This window comes from Pseudomonas farris (genome assembly GCF_019145235.1).
In the GTDB taxonomy this organism is placed as follows: Bacteria; Pseudomonadota; Gammaproteobacteria; order Pseudomonadales; family Pseudomonadaceae; genus Aquipseudomonas; species Aquipseudomonas farris.
Genome location: NZ_JAHSTV010000011.1, coordinates 132,801 through 150,815, shown reverse-complemented (window position 1 = coordinate 150,815; position 18,015 = coordinate 132,801). Strand labels below are relative to the sequence as shown.

Below are 18,015 nucleotides of genomic sequence, written 5' to 3'. Positions count from 1 at the left end.
GGGTGCCTGTAACGAAAATTTAAGTCAATGAAAAACATCGCTTTTTTTTACTGGTGAAAAAATCGTCAGTTTGACTGCGAGCCCCATTCCACAGGGCTTTGCGCGAGTTCAAAGACGGTTGTCCACTGAGTTATCCACAGCTTCTGTGGATTGTCCCAAGCGCTTGCTCTAGGACGGGCGTGCAGGCTTTTTTCGACTTTACCTGTACGAAAAAAAGAGTAGAGTGGCGCGCCTTCCGATCTGCCCCACAGTGCTTTATGAAGTTTCGCTCAGTATCAATCTCTGCTGCCTCAACACCCCTTGGTGTTACCCCACCCAAGCGCTTTTCGATGCGCGTGGCCGAGTGGCTGCTGGACAGCCCGCGCCTGGGCGAAAACTCCAACGTCAAACACTTCGCCGGACGCTTGCTCAAGCAGCCTGCCCGGGAAGGCGTGGTGGCCGCGCAAAGCCGTCTCGGCCAGCTGATGTGCCGCGAATGCGGTAACGCCCGGGATCGCCGAATTGGCCAGGAACTGTTGCGTCAGGCCGCGCGTGCGGGCGACCGACGCGCGCAACAGGAACTGGGCCAGACCGAAGACTGAGCTGTCCAAGACCTGACGCCTTGGTTAACCTTCACGCTTTAACTAATCGGCAGGAGTGGCTATGGCGATGGACTTGACCAGCGCATTGCTGGGTCTGGCGGGCGCTGCGCTGCCGTTACTGGTACTGGCCTGGCAACTTCAGCGTCGGGCGAGTGGGGGGCAGGCCGAGCTGGCGTTGCTGGAAGAGCGCCTTGCCATCGCCCAGCTGACGCAGGACGGCTTGAATGCCCAGCTTGATACCTGCCGTGATGAAATCGCCGACCTGAGCCAGGCCAACTCCGCCAAACAGGCCGATCTGGCCGCCGTGCGCCGTGAAGTCGAACTGCTCCAGATCGAACGCGACGATGCCCGCGACGCGGCCCACGCCTGGAACATCGAACGCGCCGGCAAAGAGGCTGAGTTGCGTCGGCTCGACGCGCAGGCCGCCTCCCTCAATGCCGAGCTGCGTGAGCAGCAGGAAAGCCATCAGCAGCGCCTCAACGACCTTCAAGGGTCGCGGGACGAACTGCGCGCGCAATTCGCCGAGCTGGCGGGCAAGATCTTCGACGAGCGTGAGCAGCGTTTTGCCGAAACCAGCCAGCAACGTTTGGGGCAGTTGCTCGATCCGTTGAAGGAACGTATCCAGTCGTTCGAAAAGCGCGTCGAGGAAAGCTATCAGGCTGAAGCCCGCGAGCGTTTTTCCCTGGCCAAGGAACTGGAGCGGCTGCAACAACTGAACCTGCGCCTGAGCGACGAAGCCACCAACCTGACGCGCGCCTTGAAAGGGCAGAAAACCCAAGGCAACTGGGGCGAACTGATTCTCGAGCGGGTGCTTGAGCATGCGGGGCTGGAGAAGGGGCGTGAGTACCAGACCCAGGTCAATCTCAAGGGGCCGGACGGTGAGCGTTTCCAGCCGGATGTGATTATTTACCTGCCCGGCGACAAGCAGGTCGTGGTCGATTCCAAGGTCAGCCTCACGGCCTATCAGCAATATGTAGCGGCCGAGGACGATGCCATCGGCCAGATTGCCATCAAGCAGCATGTGTTGTCCTTGCGCACTCACGTCAAAGGCTTGGCCGGCAAGGACTACAAGCGGCTCGACGGCTTGCACAGCCTGGATTTCGTTCTGCTTTTCGTCCCGATCGAAGCGGCGTTTTCTGCGGCGTTGCAGGCTGAGCCGACGCTGTTTCAGGAGGCATTCGACCGCAATATCGTGATCGTCAGTCCGACCACGTTGCTGGCCACTTTGCGGGTCATCGATAGCTTGTGGAAGCAGGAGCGCCAGAGTCAGAACGCCCGGGAAATCGCCGAGCGCGCCGGTTGGCTGTACGACAAGTTCGTGTTGTTTATTCAGGATCTGGATGAGGTCGGTAATCGCCTGCAACAACTGGACAAAGCCTACAGCTCTGCACGCAATAAACTGACTGAAGGCCGCGGCAACCTGGTCAGTCGCAGCGAGCAGCTCAAGTTGCTCGGGGCGCGGGCCAGCAAGAGCTTGCCGGCGGACCTGCTGGAGCGGGCGATGACGGATGTTGATGGCTTGGCCGAACTGCCGGAGTAGCCGAAAAGCTTCGCGAGCAAGCCCGCTCCCACAGGGGTTTGTGGCGTTCACTCTATTTGTGCAACAACACCAATCCACTGTGGGAGCGGGCTTGCTCGCGAAGGCGTCAATCGCCCCACTGCAGGGTTCAAACCTGCCGCACTACAACGGTAAATGCCGACTCAACAACGCCCGCAACGCCGCCGGTTTCACCGGTTTGGCCAGGTAATCCAGGCCCGCTGCATGCACCTGCGCCACCGTCTCTGGCCGTCCGTCGGCACTGATCACCACCCCCGGCACCGGCTCGCCCAGTTGCGTGCGCAACCACGCCATCAACTCGGTCCCTGTCTCGCCATCGTCCAGGTGGTAATCCACCAGCGCCAATTGCGGACGCATCCCATCACCGAGCAGCGTCGCGCATTCCTCACGGTTGCGCGCGGTCCAGACCTGGCAACCCCAGCGCGTGAGCAAACTATTCATGCCGATCAAAATGCTGTCTTCGTTATCGATACACAGCACCTGCGCGCCGCTGAGCAAATGGCCATTGAGTTCGGCCACCTTGGCCGGCGTCGCGGTTTGTACCCGAGCCAGCGGCACGCTGACACTGAACACGCTGCCGCGACCCAGCCAGGAGCGCACGCGCAAGGTATGACCCAACACGCGACACAGCCCATCGGCAATCGCCAGGCCCAAGCCCAGACCTTTCTCGGCCCGGGTCTGGTGGCTGTCGAGGCGTTTGAACTCTTCGAAAATCACCTGCAGTTTGTCTTCCGGAATGCCCGGTCCACGGTCCCAGACCTCCAGGCTCAGCTCACCGTTGCGCCGCCGAACGCCGAGCAGCACCGGCCCTTTGGCATAGCGGAAGGCATTGGTCAGGAAGTTCTGCAAAATCCGCCGTAGCAGTTTGATGTCGCTATCGACCCGCAGCGCGCTGCCCCTGACGCGGAATTTCAGCCCCTGTTCCTGCGCCAGTGCCTGGAACTCGGCGCCCAATGTATGGAACAACTCATTGAGCACGAAGGGTTTGCGATCAGGGTTGATCTTGCCGTTTTCCAAGCGGGAAATGTCCAGCAGGTCGCTGATCAGGTCCTCGGCCGAGCGCAGTGAACTGTCCAGGTGATGAACCAGTTTCCGGGCTTCACTGGATAAGTTTTCCTCCTGGTGGGAGAGGGCGGCAGAGAACAGTCGTGCGGCGTTCAGCGGTTGCATCAAGTCATGGCTGACGGCAGCCAGAAAACGGGTTTTCGACTGGTTGGCCGATTCGGCGGTACCTTTGGCTTCGGTCAGGGCAACGTTGAGTTGCGACAGCTCGTGGGTCCGTTCGGTGACCCGTTGCTCGAGGCCTTCGTTCGCTTCGGTCAGTGCCTGCTCAGCCTCGCGGAACGCGGTGATGTCGGTGAAGCTCATGACGAAACCGCCGCCGGGCATCGGGTTGCCGATCAGCTCGATCACTCGACCATTGGGGAACAACCGTTCGGAGGTATGGGCCCGGCCCTGGCGCATCCAGTGCAAGCGGCGGGCGACATGCACTTCCGCTTCGCCGGGCCCGCACAGACCGCGCTCGGCGTTGTAGCGAATGATGTCGGCAATCGGCCGGCCAACGCTGATCAAACCGTCGGGGTAGTTGAATAACTCAAGGTAGCGCCGGTTCCAGGCCACTAGTTTCAGCGACTGGTCGACCACGCTGATGCCTTGGGTGATGTTCTCGATGGCGCCTTGCAGCAGGGCGCGGTTGAATTGCAGCACTTCCGAGGTTTCGTCGGCGATCCGCACGACATCCTCGAGTTGCATTTCCCGACCTTCGATGGCGGCTTTTACCACCGCCCGGGTCGAGGAAGCGCCGAGTACACCGGCCAGCAAGCGTTCGGTATGGGCGATCCATTCACCGTCCGCGTTCTGGTTCGGGTTGAAGCCTTTGCCCTGACGGTAGGCGAAACGGAGGAAACTCTGACGAGCCCGCTCTTCGCCGACAAAACGGGCGGCCAGTTGCTGCAAGTCGTTGATCTGTACCGCCAGCATTGAGCGGGCGTTGGGGCGAGCACTGATTTCCTGGCCGATGAAGCGGCCAGCCTGCCAGTGTTCCGAAACCCGGGTGCGTGACAGTAGCGAGACCCAGGTGAACAAGGTGAAGTTGCCCGCCAGGGACAGCACCACGCCTTGAGTCAGCGGCGTGATCGGCAGGTTCAACGGGTTGCCTTGCAGCCAGGCCAGGCCCGGAAAACTGCTCAAGGGCAGGCCGAGACTTTTGGCGGCGATCGGCAACACCAGGGTGTAGAACCAGAGGAACGTGCCTGCGGCCAGCCCAGCGAACACTCCGCGACGGTTAGCCTGTTTCCAGTACAGCGCGCCGAGCATGGCCGGGGCCAGTTGGGTGACGGCAGCGAAGGCGATCTGGCCGATGGTTGCCAGGCTCGCGGTGGAGCCCAGCAGTCGATAACTGACGTAGGCCAGCAGCAGAATGACCACGATGCTTACCCGCCGCACCGAAAGCATCCACTGACGGAATACTTCGAACGGTCGCTCGGCGTTGTTGCGCCGCAGCAACCACGGCAGCAGCAGGTCATTGGAAAGCATGGTCGACAGCGCCACGCTGGCCACGATCACCATACCGGTCGCCGCCGAAGCACCGCCGATAAACGCCAGCATCGCCAAGGCAGGATGAGATTCCGCCAGAGGCAGGCTGATGACGAAGGAGTCCGGCAGCACCGAACTGGGCAGCATCATCTGACCGGCCAGTGCGATTGGCACAACAAACAATGCCGCCAGCGCCAGATAGGCCGGAAACACCCACTTGGCCAAGCGTAGATCCTGGGGGTCGATGTTTTCCACCACGGTTACATGGAACTGCCGGGGCAGGCAGATGATCGCCATCATCGCCACGCCGGTTTGCACCACCATGGACGGCCAGTTGATGGTTTCTTTCCAGTACGCTTCGAGGCGCGGGGCGAGCATGGCCTGGTCGAACAGGTCGTCGAAACCGTCGTACAAGCCGTAGGTCACGAACGCGCCGACCGCGAGAAACGCGAACAGCTTGACCAACGATTCAAAGGCAATCGCCAGCACCATGCCGCGGTGGTGTTCCGTGGCGTCGAGGTTGCGGGTACCGAAAACGATGGTGAACAGTGCCAGCACCAAGGACACGATCAGCGCCGTGTCTTGCGCGCGCGTGCCCATGGCGTCGGCACCGGCGCCGATCAGCAGGTTCACGCCGAGCACGATGCCCTTGAGCTGCAAGGCGATGTACGGCAGCACGCCGACCAGACAGATCAGCGCCACCACCACCGCCAGCGATTGGGATTTGCCGTAACGAGCGGCGATGAAGTCGGCAATCGAGGTGATGTTTTCCTGTTTGCTGATCATCACCATTTTTTGCAGAACCCACGGCGCGCACACCAGCAGCAGGATCGGCCCGAGGTAGATCGGCAGGAATGACCAGAGTTGTTCGGCCGCCTGGCCCACGGCACCAAAGAAGGTCCAACTGGTGCAATAAACGGCCAGCGACAGGCTGTACACCCAGGCACGCACCCGAGGCGGCAACGGCGTGCTGCGCCGATCACCGTAAAAGGCGATAGCGAACAGGATGGCCATATAGGCCAGGGCGACGGTGGCGATCAGCCCGATGGACAGCGACATGGGAACTCCAGACAAAAGACATCCGAGACTCCGCCCGGTCAGGACAGTCTCGCATGACCGCTTGAGTTAGTCAGTGTCGACCAAGGTCGTGGCGTGGTGGGGTGTCGCAGGTTGGGAGTCAGTTGGATTTTTGGTGTGCTTTCGGGGCTCTTCGCGAGCAAGCCCGCTCCCACACTCGATCGTCAGTGAACGCAAAATTTGTGGGCATCCTCAATCCAGTGTGGGAGCGGGCTTGCTCGCGAAGGCGGCCTCACTGACTCAACGCAATATCAATCAACCGATGCAACTCTTCAACCTCCAGCGCCTGCGTCGCAAACAGGATGCGAAACACCGTCGGCGCCACCACCATATTGATCAGTCGATCGACACTCGGCTTCGGCTGCCCGGGATAGCGATCCAGAATCGTCTGCAACTGCCCGCCAATGATCGTCACGCAATAGCCCGGCGTGGCGCTGGATTGCACGTCTCGCATCATGTTGCGCCCGGGCTCGGAACTCATTTCGTCCAGATACTGCTCCGCCCAGGCCCGCACGTCACCGCGCAGGCTGCCGGTGTTGGCCGGTTCGCTGTCGGGGCGCATGCGGGCGAGGGCGACGTCGGCCAGTAGCGCCGACAGATCACCCCAGCGCCGGTAAATGGTCGACGGCGTCACCCCGGCTCGGGCAGCGATTTGCGGCACGGTCACGCTCGCGCGATCCTGTTCTTCGAGGAGGGCGCGGACTGCCGAATGAATTGACTCTTGCACCCTGGCGCTGCGGCCACCAGGACGTAAACCTTCTTTAATAGCCATACGGCGGACCTTAACACAAAGAATTTGCTTTAAGCGTTTACCAGTAGCACACTCCGCAAAAGCAAAAAGTTAGCTTTTGCGGAGTGTGCTTATGTCTCGTCTAGCGTCAAACCGTTCCAGCCTGTGGTTTCTGGCGATCACCTTACTCAGTTTTCTCGCCGCTTCCACCGCGCCAACGCCGTTGTATCACTTGTATCAAGAACACCTGCAGTTCTCGGCAGCGACCCTGACCCTGATTTTCGGCGTCTACGCCCTCAGCTTGCTGGCGGCGTTGCTCACGGTCGGTTCGCTTTCGGATTATCTGGGGCGCAAACCGGTGATTTTTACCGCCGTATTGCTGAACATGCTGGCAATGTTGCTGTTTATCAACGCCGACAGCGTTGCCTGGCTGATCAGTGCCCGGGTCCTGCAGGGTTTTGCCACGGGCATGGCCACCGCCGTTTTGAGTGCGGCGCTGCTGGACACTGACCGTCAGCAAGGGCCGATGGTCAACAGCGTCGCGCCGTTGCTGGGCATGGCGCTGGGTGCCATGGGCTGCGGTGTGTTGGCCGAGTTTGCACCGCTGCCGCTGCAATTGACCTATTGGGTGCTGTTCGCGCTGTTTGTGATGCAAGCGTTGTACGTCTGGCGCCTGCCGGAAAGCGTCACACGGCAACCGGGTGCCTGGGCCTCGCTGCGCCCGACCTTGCATGTGCCGATTCAAGCGCGGCGTATGCTGTGGCGGGTGCTGCCGATAGATCTAGCGGTTTGGGCGCTCGGTGGTTTTTTCGCTTCCCTGGCGCCGTCTCTGGTGCGGACCGCCACTGGGTCCACCTCGAATCTGATTGGCGGGGCGACGGTGGCCGTGTTGACGGTGACCGGCGCCTTGATGATCTACACCTTGCGCAATCGGCCGGCCGACAAAGTCTTGCTGTTGGGCGCAAGCCTGCTGCCTGCAGGCGTTGCGCTGATTCTGCTGGCGGTACACAGCGCCAGCCTGCCGTTGTTTTTCTTCGGCACTCTGGTGGCGGGCGGCGGTTTTGGAGCGGGTTTCCTGGGTGCCTTGCGAAGCATCGTGCCGCTGGCCTTGCCTCATGAGCGGGCGGGGCTGCTGTCGGCGTTTTATGTACTCAGTTACTTGGCTTTCTGTTTGCCGTCGTTGCTGGCCGGCAGTCTGACGCGGACCTTTGGCCTGGTGGCAGCTACCGATGGTTATGGCGCGGTGCTGATTATCCTGTCGCTCGGTGCGCTCTTCGGGTTGATGCGTGAGCGGTCCGTCAAAGTCTGTGGCGTCGATGTCCGATGACCGTTAGCCTTGCCCCAGCATTTATTCAGACGGACCGCCCCATGAAGATCATCCGCAGTAAATCCTTCACCGGTGACCGCGCCTGGGCGGCGTTGGACATCGCCAACATGAACGGCATCACCACTCGTTTGCATTGGACCGATCAGCCCTATAAATGGCACATCAACGACGGTCAGGAAGTGTTCGTGGTGCTCGATGGGCAGGTGCAGATGCGTTATCGCGAAGAAGGCCTGGAAAAGGAAACGCTACTCGAAGTCGGCGATATCTTTTATGCCTCGGTAGGCACCGAGCATGTGGCTCATCCGCTGGGTGTGGCGAGGATATTAGTGATTGAGACGGAAGGTAGCGTCTGATACTTATCTGCAAAACAGATAATAGTTAGAGATATTACCCGTTATATCGATATTCGATTCGGATCTACCATGAACTCCACCTCACGAGAGGACAGGAGTTCACCATGACCTGCACCCATAGCGTTAAACCCGGTATCAAACCGCTCAGTCATTTGCAGCACCCTCGGGAGGCCATCCGCCAATTCACCCCCAACTGGTTCGCGGCGACCATGGGCACGGGGGTGTTGGCGCTGGCGCTTGCGCAATTGCCGGTATCGAATCCCGGTCTGCATGCGTTTGCCGAAGGCCTGTGGTTGTTCAATATTGTCCTGTTTGTTGTGTTCACGGCCATGTATGCCGCCCGTTGGGTCATGTTCTTCGACGAGGCGCGACGGATTTTCGGACACTCCACGGTTTCGATGTTTTTCGGCACCATTCCCATGGGCCTTGCGACCATCATCAACGGTTTTCTGTTGTTCGGTTTACCGCGCTGGGGTGACGGTGTGATCCATCTCGCCGAAATACTGTGGTGGCTGGACGTGGCGATGTCGCTGGCCTGCGGGGTATTGATTCCCTACATGATGTTCACCCGGCAGGAGCACAGCATCGACCAGATGACCGCCGTCTGGCTGTTGCCGGTGGTGGCGGCGGAAGTGGCGGCTGCCAGCGGTGGCTTGCTGGCGCCGCACTTGGCCGATGCTCATTCACAACTGGTGGTGTTGGTGACCAGCTACGTGCTCTGGGCCTTTTCCCTGCCGGTAGCGTTCAGCATTCTGACCATCCTGTTGCTGCGCATGGCGTTGCATAAATTGCCCCACGAAAACATGGCCGCCTCGAGCTGGCTGGCCCTTGGGCCGATTGGCACCGGTGCGCTGGGCATGTTGCTGTTGGGCGCCGACGCGCCAGCGATCTTCGCCGCCAACGGTCTGCCGGGTATTGGCGAGATCGCCGCTGGGCTTGGCTTGGTGGCCGGCATCACGTTGTGGGGCTTCGGGCTCTGGTGGATGCTGATAGCGCTGTTGATCACCGTGCGTTACTTGCGCGCCGGTATCCCGTTCAACCTCGGCTGGTGGGGCTTCACTTTCCCGCTGGGTGTCTATTCACTGGCTACGCTGAAACTGGCCAGCACCTTGAGCCTGACGTTTTTCAGTGTCTTTGGTTGCGTGTTGGTGGCCATGCTGGCAGTGATGTGGCTGCTTGTCGCCAATCGGACGGTACAGGGTGCGTGGCGAGGTGAGCTGTTTGTCTCGCCGTGCATTGCAGGATTAAAGAAATAAGGGGCAAAGATTAGGTAATCTGTGGCCTGGATCGATGTCCGGCATCCAATAACAGTATCCGCGCCACTCTCCAGCCAAAATCAGGGACACATGGAAGATGAGTCACCCCTCACAATTCACCTTGCTCCGCACTCGGCGCTTCCTGCCGTTTTTTGTCACGCAGTCCCTCGGGGCCTTCAATGACAACATCTTCAAGCAGTCGCTGATCCTCGCCATTTTGTACAGGTTGACCATCGAGGGTGACCGTTCGATCTGGGTCAACTTGTGTGCGTTGCTGTTTATCTTGCCGTTTTTCCTGTTCTCGGCTTTGGCCGGGCAATTCGGGGAAAAGTTCGCTAAGGACGCACTGATCCGACTGATCAAGCTCGGGGAGATCGTCATCATGGCGGTAGGGGCGGTCGGTTTCATGTTCGATCACCTGTCGCTGATGCTGCTGGCGCTGTTTGCTATGGGTACCCACTCGGCGCTGTTCGGGCCGGTGAAGTACTCAATCCTGCCGCAGGCCTTGCGCGAAGAAGAATTGGTGGGCGGCAACGGTCTGGTGGAAATGGGCACTTTCCTGGCGATTCTCGCCGGGACGATTGGTGCCGGGATCATGATGTCCACCAGCAACTACGCGCCGGTCGTGTCCATGGCAATCATCGGGATCGCGGTACTCGGTTACCTGGCCAGCCGCAGCATTCCCCGAGCCGCGGCGGCATCGCCGGAAATGCGTTTGAACTGGAACATCTTCAGCCAATCCTGGGCCACCTTGAAGCTGGGCCTCGGGCAAACGCCCGCGGTATCGCGTTCGATCGTCGGCAACTCGTGGTTCTGGTTTGTCGGGGCGATTTATCTGACGCAAATCCCGGCGTATGCCAAGGAATGGATGCACGGCGATGAGACCGTAGTAACGCTGATTCTTACAGTGTTCTCGGTCGGTATCGCACTGGGTTCGATGCTCTGCGAGAAGCTCTCCGGGCGCAAAGTCGAGATCGGTCTGGTGCCGTTTGGCTCATTCGGTCTGACGGTGTTTGGCCTGTTGCTGTGGTGGCATTCCGGTGGAATTCCGGACAGCGTTGCCGGCCATGGCTGGATCGAAGTCCTTGGGTTTGGCCACGCCTGGCTGGTGTTGATCGATATTCTTGGGCTCGGGATCTTCGGCGGTTTTTACATCGTGCCTCTGTATGCGCTGATCCAGTCGCGTACCGTCGAGAACGAACGGGCGCGGGTGATCGCTGCGAACAACATTCTTAACGCCCTGTTTATGGTGGTCTCGGCGATTGTGTCGATCGTCTTGCTGAGCCTCGCCAAGCTGTCAATCCCGCAGCTGTTCCTGGTGGTGTCGCTGCTGAACATCGGCGTCAACGCTTACATCTTCAAAATCGTCCCCGAGTTCAGCATGCGCTTCATGATCTGGCTGCTTGGCCATTCCATGTACCGCGTTGAGCATCGCAATCTGGAACTGATTCCCGATGAAGGCGCGGCATTGCTGGTTTGCAACCATGTGTCGTTCGTCGACGCGTTGCTGATTGGCGGCGCAGTGCGTCGGCCAATTCGCTTTGTGATGTATTACAAAATCTACAACTTGCCAGTGCTGAACTTCATCTTCCGCACAGCGGGGACGATTCCGATTGCCGGGCGTCAGGAAGACATTCAGATCTACGAAAAAGCCTTCACCCGCATCGCCCAGTACCTGAAGGATGGTGAGCTGGTGTGCATTTTTCCTGAAGGCAAGTTGACCTCCGATGGCGAGATCAACGAATTCAAGGGCGGGCTGACGCGGATTCTCGAAGAAACGCCGGTGCCGGTGATTCCGCTGGCGTTGCAGGGGTTGTGGGGGAGTTTCTTCAGTCGTGATCCGGACAAGGGCGTGTTTCGCAGGCTGTGGTCGCGGGTGACCCTGGTGGCGGGGCCGGCGGTGGCCGTTGAAGTGGCTGAACCGGCGACGTTGCAAGGGTTGGTGGGGGAATTGCGTGGGGCCGTTAGATAGTCGGTGACTTTGCGGGCCTCTTCGCGAGCAAGCCCGCTCCCACAGTGGAATGCGGTCCAATGTGGGAGCGGGCTTGCTCGCGAAAGCGGTAGCGGCCTAAGCGCTAACCTTGAGCCCAATCAACCCGGCAATGATCAGCGCCACACTGGCCAGGCGAAACAACGCCATGGACTCACCAAACAAAATGATCCCGGCGATTACCGTGCCCACCGCGCCCACGCCAGTCCAGACCGCATAGGCCGTGCCCAGCGGCAATTCCTTCATGGCAAGGCCCAGCAGGCCAAGGCTGATCGCCATGGCGGCGACGGTCAGTGCGGTAGGAAGAGGGCGGCTGAAACCGTCGGTGTATTTCAGGCCAACCGCCCAGCCGACTTCGAACAGGCCAGCGAAAAACAGAATGATCCAGGACATCAAAGACCTCCATCAATGGATGGGGTCGTCCCCGGATTAATCACTCGATCGAGCCGCGAGGTCGTCCCCGCATTGCGCATTAGAGTGCCCATCATTAATCCGAGGATCAAGTTTGCGGCTTAATCCGCTGCCTGTTGAGCAGCGAGTTGCCGGTCTTCTTTCTCGCTCATTCGACGGAAATACGTCGAGAGCAGCGCCCCGGAAATGTTGTGCCAGACACTGAACAACGCGCTTGGCACCGCCGCCAGCGGCGAGAAGTGCGCACTGGCCAGCGCCGCGCCCAAGCCGGAGTTCTGCATGCCGACTTCCAGTGCCAGGGATTTGCGCTGGGCCAGTGGCAGGTTGAACAGGCGCCCGGTGAAGTAACCCAGCAAGTAACCGAAGCTGTTGTGCAACATCACCACGGCCATGATCAGCAGGCCGGATTCGGCAATCTTCGCCTGACTGGCGGCCACCACGGCAGTGACGATGATCACGATGCTCACCACCGACACCAGTGGCAACACGTCTACGGCGTGACGAACCCGATCACCGAGTACGCGCTGGGCAAGCACGCCGAGCACGATCGGCAGCAGCACGACTTGCAGGATCGACCAGAACAGCTCCATGAACGAAACCGGCAACCAGGCCGAGGCCAGCAACCAGATCAGCGCCGGTGTCAGCAGCGGAGCGAGGAGGGTGGTGACAGCGGCAATGGCCACCGACAACGCCAGATCGCCGCGCGCCAGCCAGGTCATCACATTCGACGAGGTGCCGCTTGGGCAGCAGCCGACCAGAATCACCCCGACGGCGATTTCTGGCGGCAGGTGGAAAACCTGGCAGAGCAACCACGCCACACCGGGCATGATCACGAAATGGGCAACCACGCCCAGGGCCACGCGCCATGGATGGCGAGCGACTTCGGCGAAGTCTTCGAGCTTGAGGGTCAGGCCCATGCCGAACATCACCAGCCCCAGCAGCGGCACGATGGCGCCTTTCAAGCCGATGAACCAGGCCGGTTGCAGAAACGCCACGACGGCGAAAATCAGTACCCAGTAAGCGAAAGTGTTGCCGACAAAACGACTCAATGCAGCCAGTGCGCGCATGGCCTGATCCTTATTGTTAAGTAGCACCACAAACCAATGTGGGAGCGGGCTTGCTCGTCTGACATTCAGCGATGATGTTGACTGTCAGGACGCCTTCGCGAGCAAGCCCGCTCCCACATTTAGACTGTGCGTCGGCTTAGATACCTTGCGGGGTCTCTTCACCACCCAGCGCTTCAACCATCGACGGCAGGAAGTCGCCGAAGGTCAGCATCATTAGCGTGAAGCTGGCGTCCAGTTGGCCCAGGGCTTCGTCGCCACCGTCCTGTTCCGCCTGATCTTGCAGCAGGTCTTCGAACTTCAGGCGCTTGACCACCATTTTGTCGTCGAGCACGAACGACAGTTTGTCCTGCCAGGCCAGCGACAGTTGAGTGACCACTTTGCCGGTGCTCAGGTGCAGCTGAATTTCTTCGCTGGTCAGGTCCTGACGCTTGCAGCGCACGATGCCGCCGTCTTCGTGGGTGTCGCGCAGCTCGCACTCATCCAGCACGAAGAAATCATTCGCGGCTTTCTGGGTGGTGACCCATTCGGTCATGGTGGCGGTCGGCGACATCTTCACCGTCAGCGGACGCACTGGCAGCGAGCCGATCACTTCGCGCAGGGTGGACAGCAGGTCCTCGGCACGTTTCGGGCTGGCCGAGTTAACCAGGATCAGGCCCTGTTTCGGCGCGATGGCGGCGAAGGTCGACGAGCGGCGGATAAAGGCGCGGGGCAGGAAGGCCTGGATGATTTCATCCTTGATCTGATCGCGTTCCTTTTTGTAGACCTTGCGCATTTGTTCGGCTTCGATCTCTTCGACCTTTTCCTTCACCGCGTCGCGTACGACGCTGCCCGGCAGAATGCGCTCTTCCTTTCGGGCGGCGATCAGCAGGAAGTCACCGCTGATGTGCACCAGCGGCGCGTCTTCGCCCTTACCGAATGGCGCGACGAAACCGTAGGTGGTCAACTCCTGGCTTGCACATGGACGCGCCAGTTTGGTGGCCAGTGCAGTTTCCAACGCCTCGGCATCAAAAGGCAGATCTTGGGTCAGGCGATAGATAAGCAGGTTTTTGAACCACATGGGGTGAGTCTCTCCTTTATACAAAGGGGGGCATTATTGTCCTCCGTGTGCCATAGGCCAACCCTTCTCTAAGCCTTTGGAAGGCCTGAGAAAATTAATTAAAAAAGTTCTTGCCAGAGGTTGGGTCGCTCCGTAGAATGCGCGCCACACCGAAAGTGAAGGGTGATTAGCTCAGCTGGGAGAGCGTCTGCCTTACAAGCAGAATGTCGGCGGTTCGATCCCGTCATCACCCACCATTCGCTTTAGTGTTACGCGCAGCGGTAGTTCAGTCGGTTAGAATACCGGCCTGTCACGCCGGGGGTCGCGGGTTCGAGTCCCGTCCGCTGCGCCATATTCGGTAACCTGGAACGCTGAACGCCAGGTCACCACGGAAAAGCCCGCTAACGCGGGTTTTTTTCTGTCCATGGTTTGAACGTTGTTCCTGCAGGTCGTGTCGTTTTACCGGTTTTCAGATTTTTTTGATAAATTTATCAATTAAATCAACACTTTATGAAAATCTGTGGCACAATGCGCCCCGCAACGAAGGTAAAGGGTGATTAGCTCAGCTGGGAGAGCGTCTGCCTTACAAGCAGAATGTCGGCGGTTCGATCCCGTCATCACCCACCACTTACTTTCAACGCTACGCGCAGCGGTAGTTCAGTCGGTTAGAATACCGGCCTGTCACGCCGGGGGTCGCGGGTTCGAGTCCCGTCCGCTGCGCCATATTCGGTATCTGGAACGCTGAACGCCAGATCACCACAGAAAGCCCGCTTAATGCGGGCTTTTTGCTGTCTGGGATTTGGCTTTGTGCTGGTTCCCACTGCAAATGCGACCTGTTCGGGCAATGCAAGTTAAACGCAATCCATCTGGGAGCGGGCTTGCTCGCGAAGACGGCGGCACAGTCAATATTGATGTTGCCTGATACACCGCTTTCGCGAGCAAGCCCGCTCCCGCAGGTTCCGCACCTGACCAGCATTGACCTGTTCTGGTCGCTTTTTTCGTTTCTGCCTTGCCTATTGTTCGGCGTTACGACTGTGCCGGTAGTCGCTGACGGCCTCGTACACCGCTTTGCGTAACCGGTTGATCCCGCCAATCGGCCTATGGGCTTCAAGGCCGAACCATGGGTTGAACGATTGGTTGTCGCATTGCAGGTTCAGCGCCGGGGTGTCGAAATCCTGGGCAGGCAGTTTGATCCGGGCCACGGTTTCGAAGGGTGCATCGCGTTCACGCCATTCGATGCTGGTGTCTTCGATCGGCATGTACTTGCCCGCATCCTGACGCTGGATCTGCAAGACGAAACACGCCGGCACCCGATCGGTCGACAGCTGCTGGTTCAGCGCACTGCGCAGGAAGTTCGGCAGGTTTTGATTTTGCGTGGGCAGCGCGTAGGCCGGGCAGTTATCAGGATCCGGCATCACCCGGAATTTGGCATTGGCTTCACCGAACTTGTACGGCGAAACCGAAAAGTAAGTGGTCTGCGTCGGGCTTGTGGGGGCAGGGGAGAGCGTCGCCAGCGCAATAAACAGATGGCGAACCTGCCAGGTGCGCGGGTCCCAACCCGGGAAGAACGCCATGACCTTTTTGCCATCAGCCTGAGCGGCCACATTCTGACGATACTCGGCGACATCGCTGACAAAGAAGTTCGGATGGTTGAACATCACGAAATCCTGTTCGCTGCGCCCTTGTTGGTCATTCAGCAGCTGTTTACCAGGCACATCGAACAGTTTGATCGCCATGCCCCGAGCATCGCGGATGCTATCGAACTGCGGATACGCATTACCATTGGACAGCCGCATCGTCGCTTGCCAGGTTTTGCCGGGCTCGCTGAACACGCCTTGACGTAACTCCGCCGCCAGCTCCGGCAGCACCTGAACCTCGGCCTTCACGCAGCCATGGGCTTTGGCGTGGGCATCGCGCAGGTAGCGAGTACTTTCACGGTGTTGATCGACGATGCGCACGGCCGTCTGGATGATGTCCTGGGTCATCGCCGCTTCGCCGTCCGGAATCAGTTCTTCAGCTGATACCGGGCCGCGATGCTGCCAGGCGGACCAGGCCATGATCAGCGCCCAGCCGAGCAGGCCCAGACCCAGCAGCCACAGCAGGGTTTTGCCGAGGAAGGCGCCCAGGCGCAACCAGAGAGTGATCAGCATGGGTCAATCCTTTTGACTGAGAAGGCGGACTGGCAATTGCGACTCAAGCGGGCCGCCCAACACCTTCAGGTATTCCAGCAGCGCCCAGCGTTCCTCCGGTTGCAGCAGACGACCAATGACGCCGTTCCCGCGCTCGCCTGCGCGGAACTCGTGGCCGCTGTTGTGATTACCAGTGATACGGGTGTCGAACACAAAACCGTTGGTGAAGGCTTCGGTGCGATAGCCCAAATGTTTGGGGTCGTATTCGAAGGTGCCCTTGTAGAACGTGGCGGCGCGTTCACTTTGTGGCGAGAGCAGTTGATAGATGGTCGGCACCGAACCGTTGTGCAGAAACGGCGGCGTGGCCCAGACGCCTGCCAATGGTCGGGCTTTATAGCTACGCAACTCTTGAACGCCGATCGGCAGGCCGAATCCATCCAGGTTCGGGCGCTCTGCAGGTGTCACATTGGCTTCGCGGTAGGCCTGGTTGCTCACGAAAGCAGTGACGTAAGCCAGCCCCTTGGCCACGGACAACTGGCTCATATCCAAGGGTTCTGTGGGTTTGGGATGCAGTTGTACGTCCAGTTGCGCAAGCTCTGCCGGATCCCACTGCAAGGCCGTCAGATCGAAGCGGTGATCAGCAATATTGTTGGCGGCGCCGGCATCTGTGCCAATCTCCTCCACAGGCAGTAATTTCAGATGATGCACCGGTCTGCCATCGCTTTGGGTGACGCGGGGTACGTGGCACCCGGCGCAGTTTTCAGCGAATAGTTCACGGCCTTTTGCGGCCAGGGGCTTGTCGATGTTGCCCAACAGAGCTTCCGGCCAGGCGGGCGGTTTGAGTCGTTGCAGGGTTTCTTCGATCCGGTGCAGATCGCGCACCCGGACGCTGGACGGGTAGCGGTCGTCGCCCTTGAACGGCTGCCCGCTGCTGTCGAAGAAATTCAGCGTGGCGCCCACACCCAAGGCTTCTCCGATATTACGGGCCATCGGTTGCTGCGCCGAACCGTTCCACTGCACCCAGTCGAAGGTCCACATGTCCCACAGTTGCGGGTAGTCCACCGGAGCGTTAGCCACACGGTAGTTGGCGGGTGAAATCGCGTCGCCGAAGCTGGCGTTGGCAATACGCCCGAAGGCATCGGTGCGGCCAGGGCCTTCTTCGGTGGGGTAGAGACCGCGATGGGTGTCGTTCCAGGCCACTTTCAAGAAGGTATCGAGTGAGACTTTAAAATCCTGGCGCAGCTGTTGATGCCGTGCGTCGTAGTCCTGGCCCAGAACGTTGCGTGCGAAACGTTCGAATTTCCAAGGGTTGTAGTAAGTCGAGGCGAGGCTGGCCACCAGTGCCTGGCCGAAGCTGCCGCCACGCAAGGTAGGGACGCTGGACGGCAATACATGCTGGGCCGAGCCACCGTCGATGCGCACGGCCTGGCCATTGAAGCGCAATTCGCCGGTGTGGCAGGCGGCGCAGGTGATGTCCAGAAACTCGTCCTGGCTGCCGGGGTTTTGATGACGGGCAAAACCGACGGGCAGGTTACCGGGGTTGTTCGGCGTGGCTTTCTGGCTCGGGTCGATCAGAAAACCAAAGCGTGCGAGGTATTCAGGAGCGGCGAATCGTTTTTGCGAGAAGGGCAATTCCAAGGCGTTGAACCAGTCATAACGCAAGCCTTTGACCTGGGTACCTTGAGGTGTGAAGTAGTAAGCCTGGCGGTCGGCGGCGCTCCATTGCTCCAGGTAATTCACCTGTTGCGCCGGTGACCAGGCCGGTAATCTCGGGTTGGCGACGTAATACAGCACGATGGCGAGGCCTAGCCCCAGAAATACGGCGATCAGAATCAGCAAGCGGAATATGAGGCGCAAGATAAAACATCCTTGTCAATTTGTAGCTCCCTTATGCCTCAGCTGACGAGGTGCGGCAAGAGGCCATTACGCCAGAGGCTGTGGGAACCGGCCCTTGAGTCTATAAGA

The 18,015-nt window shown here is 59.5% G+C and carries 13 protein-coding genes and 4 tRNA genes; 10 read left to right on the top strand and 7 right to left on the bottom strand.

Annotated features, from left to right (window positions below):
- Positions 1-257: 257 nt before the first annotated feature.
- Positions 258-581 carry an SEL1-like repeat protein gene (locus KVG95_RS22810; protein WP_217858052.1) on the top strand — a complete coding sequence of 108 codons (324 nt, stop codon included), beginning with the start codon at positions 258-260 and terminating at the stop codon, positions 579-581.
- Between the two features lie 175 nt (positions 582-756).
- A complete protein-coding gene (locus tag KVG95_RS22805) occupies positions 757-2,121 on the top strand; it encodes a DNA recombination protein RmuC (RefSeq protein WP_187326434.1) in 1,365 nt (454 codons plus the stop codon).
- Between the two features lie 141 nt (positions 2,122-2,262).
- Here the strand turns inward: KVG95_RS22805 and KVG95_RS22800 are convergent, their stop codons facing one another.
- Both KVG95_RS22800 and KVG95_RS22795 read right to left on the bottom strand, forming a co-directional pair.
- The gene (locus tag KVG95_RS22800) at positions 2,263-5,733 is read right to left on the bottom strand and encodes a hybrid sensor histidine kinase/response regulator (RefSeq protein ID WP_217858051.1); all 3,471 of its coding nucleotides are present in this window, start codon (positions 5,731-5,733) and stop codon (positions 2,263-2,265) included.
- A gap of 250 nt (positions 5,734-5,983) precedes the next feature.
- Entirely contained in the window at positions 5,984-6,523 is a 540-nt protein-coding gene (locus KVG95_RS22795) for a TetR/AcrR family transcriptional regulator (protein ID WP_217858050.1), read from the bottom strand.
- A gap of 91 nt (positions 6,524-6,614) precedes the next feature.
- On the opposite strand from KVG95_RS22795, the gene KVG95_RS22790 reads away from it, so the two are divergent.
- From KVG95_RS22790 to KVG95_RS22775, 4 genes are all read left to right on the top strand, one after another.
- The gene (locus KVG95_RS22790; RefSeq protein WP_217858049.1) at positions 6,615-7,808 is read left to right on the top strand and encodes an MFS transporter; all 1,194 of its coding nucleotides are present in this window, start codon (positions 6,615-6,617) and stop codon (positions 7,806-7,808) included.
- 41 nt (positions 7,809-7,849) lie between these two features.
- Entirely contained in the window at positions 7,850-8,161 is a 312-nt protein-coding gene (locus KVG95_RS22785) for a cupin domain-containing protein (RefSeq protein ID WP_123360127.1), read from the top strand.
- Positions 8,162-8,265: 104 nt separating this feature from the next.
- A complete protein-coding gene (locus KVG95_RS22780) occupies positions 8,266-9,417 on the top strand; it encodes a TDT family transporter (RefSeq protein ID WP_217858048.1) in 1,152 nt (383 codons plus the stop codon).
- Positions 9,418-9,514: 97 nt separating this feature from the next.
- Positions 9,515-11,389, top strand: a complete 1,875-nt coding sequence (locus tag KVG95_RS22775) for an MFS transporter (protein ID WP_217858047.1) — start codon at positions 9,515-9,517, stop codon at positions 11,387-11,389.
- A gap of 96 nt (positions 11,390-11,485) precedes the next feature.
- On the opposite strand, the gene sugE is transcribed toward KVG95_RS22775, so the two are convergent.
- The 3 genes from sugE to rdgC all read right to left on the bottom strand — a co-directional run bounded on the left by sugE (position 11,486) and on the right by rdgC (position 13,942).
- Positions 11,486-11,800 carry a quaternary ammonium compound efflux SMR transporter SugE gene (gene sugE, locus KVG95_RS22770; RefSeq protein ID WP_052967941.1) on the bottom strand — a complete coding sequence of 105 codons (315 nt, stop codon included), beginning with the start codon at positions 11,798-11,800 and terminating at the stop codon, positions 11,486-11,488.
- A gap of 119 nt (positions 11,801-11,919) precedes the next feature.
- Positions 11,920-12,885, bottom strand: coding sequence for a bile acid:sodium symporter family protein (locus KVG95_RS22765; RefSeq protein WP_217858046.1), 966 nt, complete (start codon positions 12,883-12,885; stop codon positions 11,920-11,922).
- Between the two features lie 136 nt (positions 12,886-13,021).
- Positions 13,022-13,942, bottom strand: a complete 921-nt coding sequence (rdgC, locus tag KVG95_RS22760; RefSeq protein WP_052967943.1) for a recombination-associated protein RdgC — start codon at positions 13,940-13,942, stop codon at positions 13,022-13,024.
- 160 nt (positions 13,943-14,102) lie between these two features.
- Between rdgC and KVG95_RS22755 the strand changes: the two genes are divergently transcribed.
- The 4 genes from KVG95_RS22755 to KVG95_RS22740 all read left to right on the top strand — a co-directional run bounded on the left by KVG95_RS22755 (position 14,103) and on the right by KVG95_RS22740 (position 14,644).
- Positions 14,103-14,178 (top strand) — tRNA-Val (locus KVG95_RS22755).
- An 18-nt stretch (positions 14,179-14,196) separates the two neighbouring features.
- Positions 14,197-14,273, top strand: a tRNA-Asp gene (locus KVG95_RS22750).
- A 199-nt stretch (positions 14,274-14,472) separates the two neighbouring features.
- Positions 14,473-14,548, top strand: a tRNA-Val gene (locus tag KVG95_RS22745).
- Positions 14,549-14,567: 19 nt separating this feature from the next.
- Positions 14,568-14,644 (top strand) — tRNA-Asp (locus KVG95_RS22740).
- A 290-nt stretch (positions 14,645-14,934) separates the two neighbouring features.
- Here KVG95_RS22740 and KVG95_RS22735 read toward each other — a convergent pair.
- Together KVG95_RS22735 and KVG95_RS22730 are read right to left on the bottom strand one after the other, a co-directional pair.
- Positions 14,935-16,071 carry a catalase family protein gene (locus KVG95_RS22735; RefSeq protein ID WP_217858045.1) on the bottom strand — a complete coding sequence of 379 codons (1,137 nt, stop codon included), beginning with the start codon at positions 16,069-16,071 and terminating at the stop codon, positions 14,935-14,937.
- 3 nt (positions 16,072-16,074) lie between these two features.
- A complete protein-coding gene (locus tag KVG95_RS22730; protein WP_217858044.1) occupies positions 16,075-17,907 on the bottom strand; it encodes a di-heme-cytochrome C peroxidase in 1,833 nt (610 codons plus the stop codon).
- Positions 17,908-18,015: the final 108 nt, after the last annotated feature.

Coding starts and splice junctions, on each gene's coding strand:
- KVG95_RS22735 (WP_217858045.1), bottom strand. CDS start 16,071: ATGCTGATCACTCTCTGGTTGCGCCTGGGCGCCTTCCTCGGCAAAACC.
- KVG95_RS22780 (WP_217858048.1), top strand. CDS start 8,266: ATGACCTGCACCCATAGCGTTAAACCCGGTATCAAACCGCTCAGTCAT.
- KVG95_RS22785 (WP_123360127.1), top strand. CDS start 7,850: ATGAAGATCATCCGCAGTAAATCCTTCACCGGTGACCGCGCCTGGGCG.
- KVG95_RS22790 (WP_217858049.1), top strand. CDS start 6,615: ATGTCTCGTCTAGCGTCAAACCGTTCCAGCCTGTGGTTTCTGGCGATC.
- KVG95_RS22765 (WP_217858046.1), bottom strand. CDS start 12,885: ATGCGCGCACTGGCTGCATTGAGTCGTTTTGTCGGCAACACTTTCGCT.
- rdgC (WP_052967943.1), bottom strand. CDS start 13,942: ATGTGGTTCAAAAACCTGCTTATCTATCGCCTGACCCAAGATCTGCCT.
- KVG95_RS22795 (WP_217858050.1), bottom strand. CDS start 6,523: ATGGCTATTAAAGAAGGTTTACGTCCTGGTGGCCGCAGCGCCAGGGTG.
- KVG95_RS22810 (WP_217858052.1), top strand. CDS start 258: ATGAAGTTTCGCTCAGTATCAATCTCTGCTGCCTCAACACCCCTTGGT.
- sugE (WP_052967941.1), bottom strand. CDS start 11,800: ATGTCCTGGATCATTCTGTTTTTCGCTGGCCTGTTCGAAGTCGGCTGG.
- KVG95_RS22775 (WP_217858047.1), top strand. CDS start 9,515: ATGAGTCACCCCTCACAATTCACCTTGCTCCGCACTCGGCGCTTCCTG.
- KVG95_RS22800 (WP_217858051.1), bottom strand. CDS start 5,733: ATGTCGCTGTCCATCGGGCTGATCGCCACCGTCGCCCTGGCCTATATG.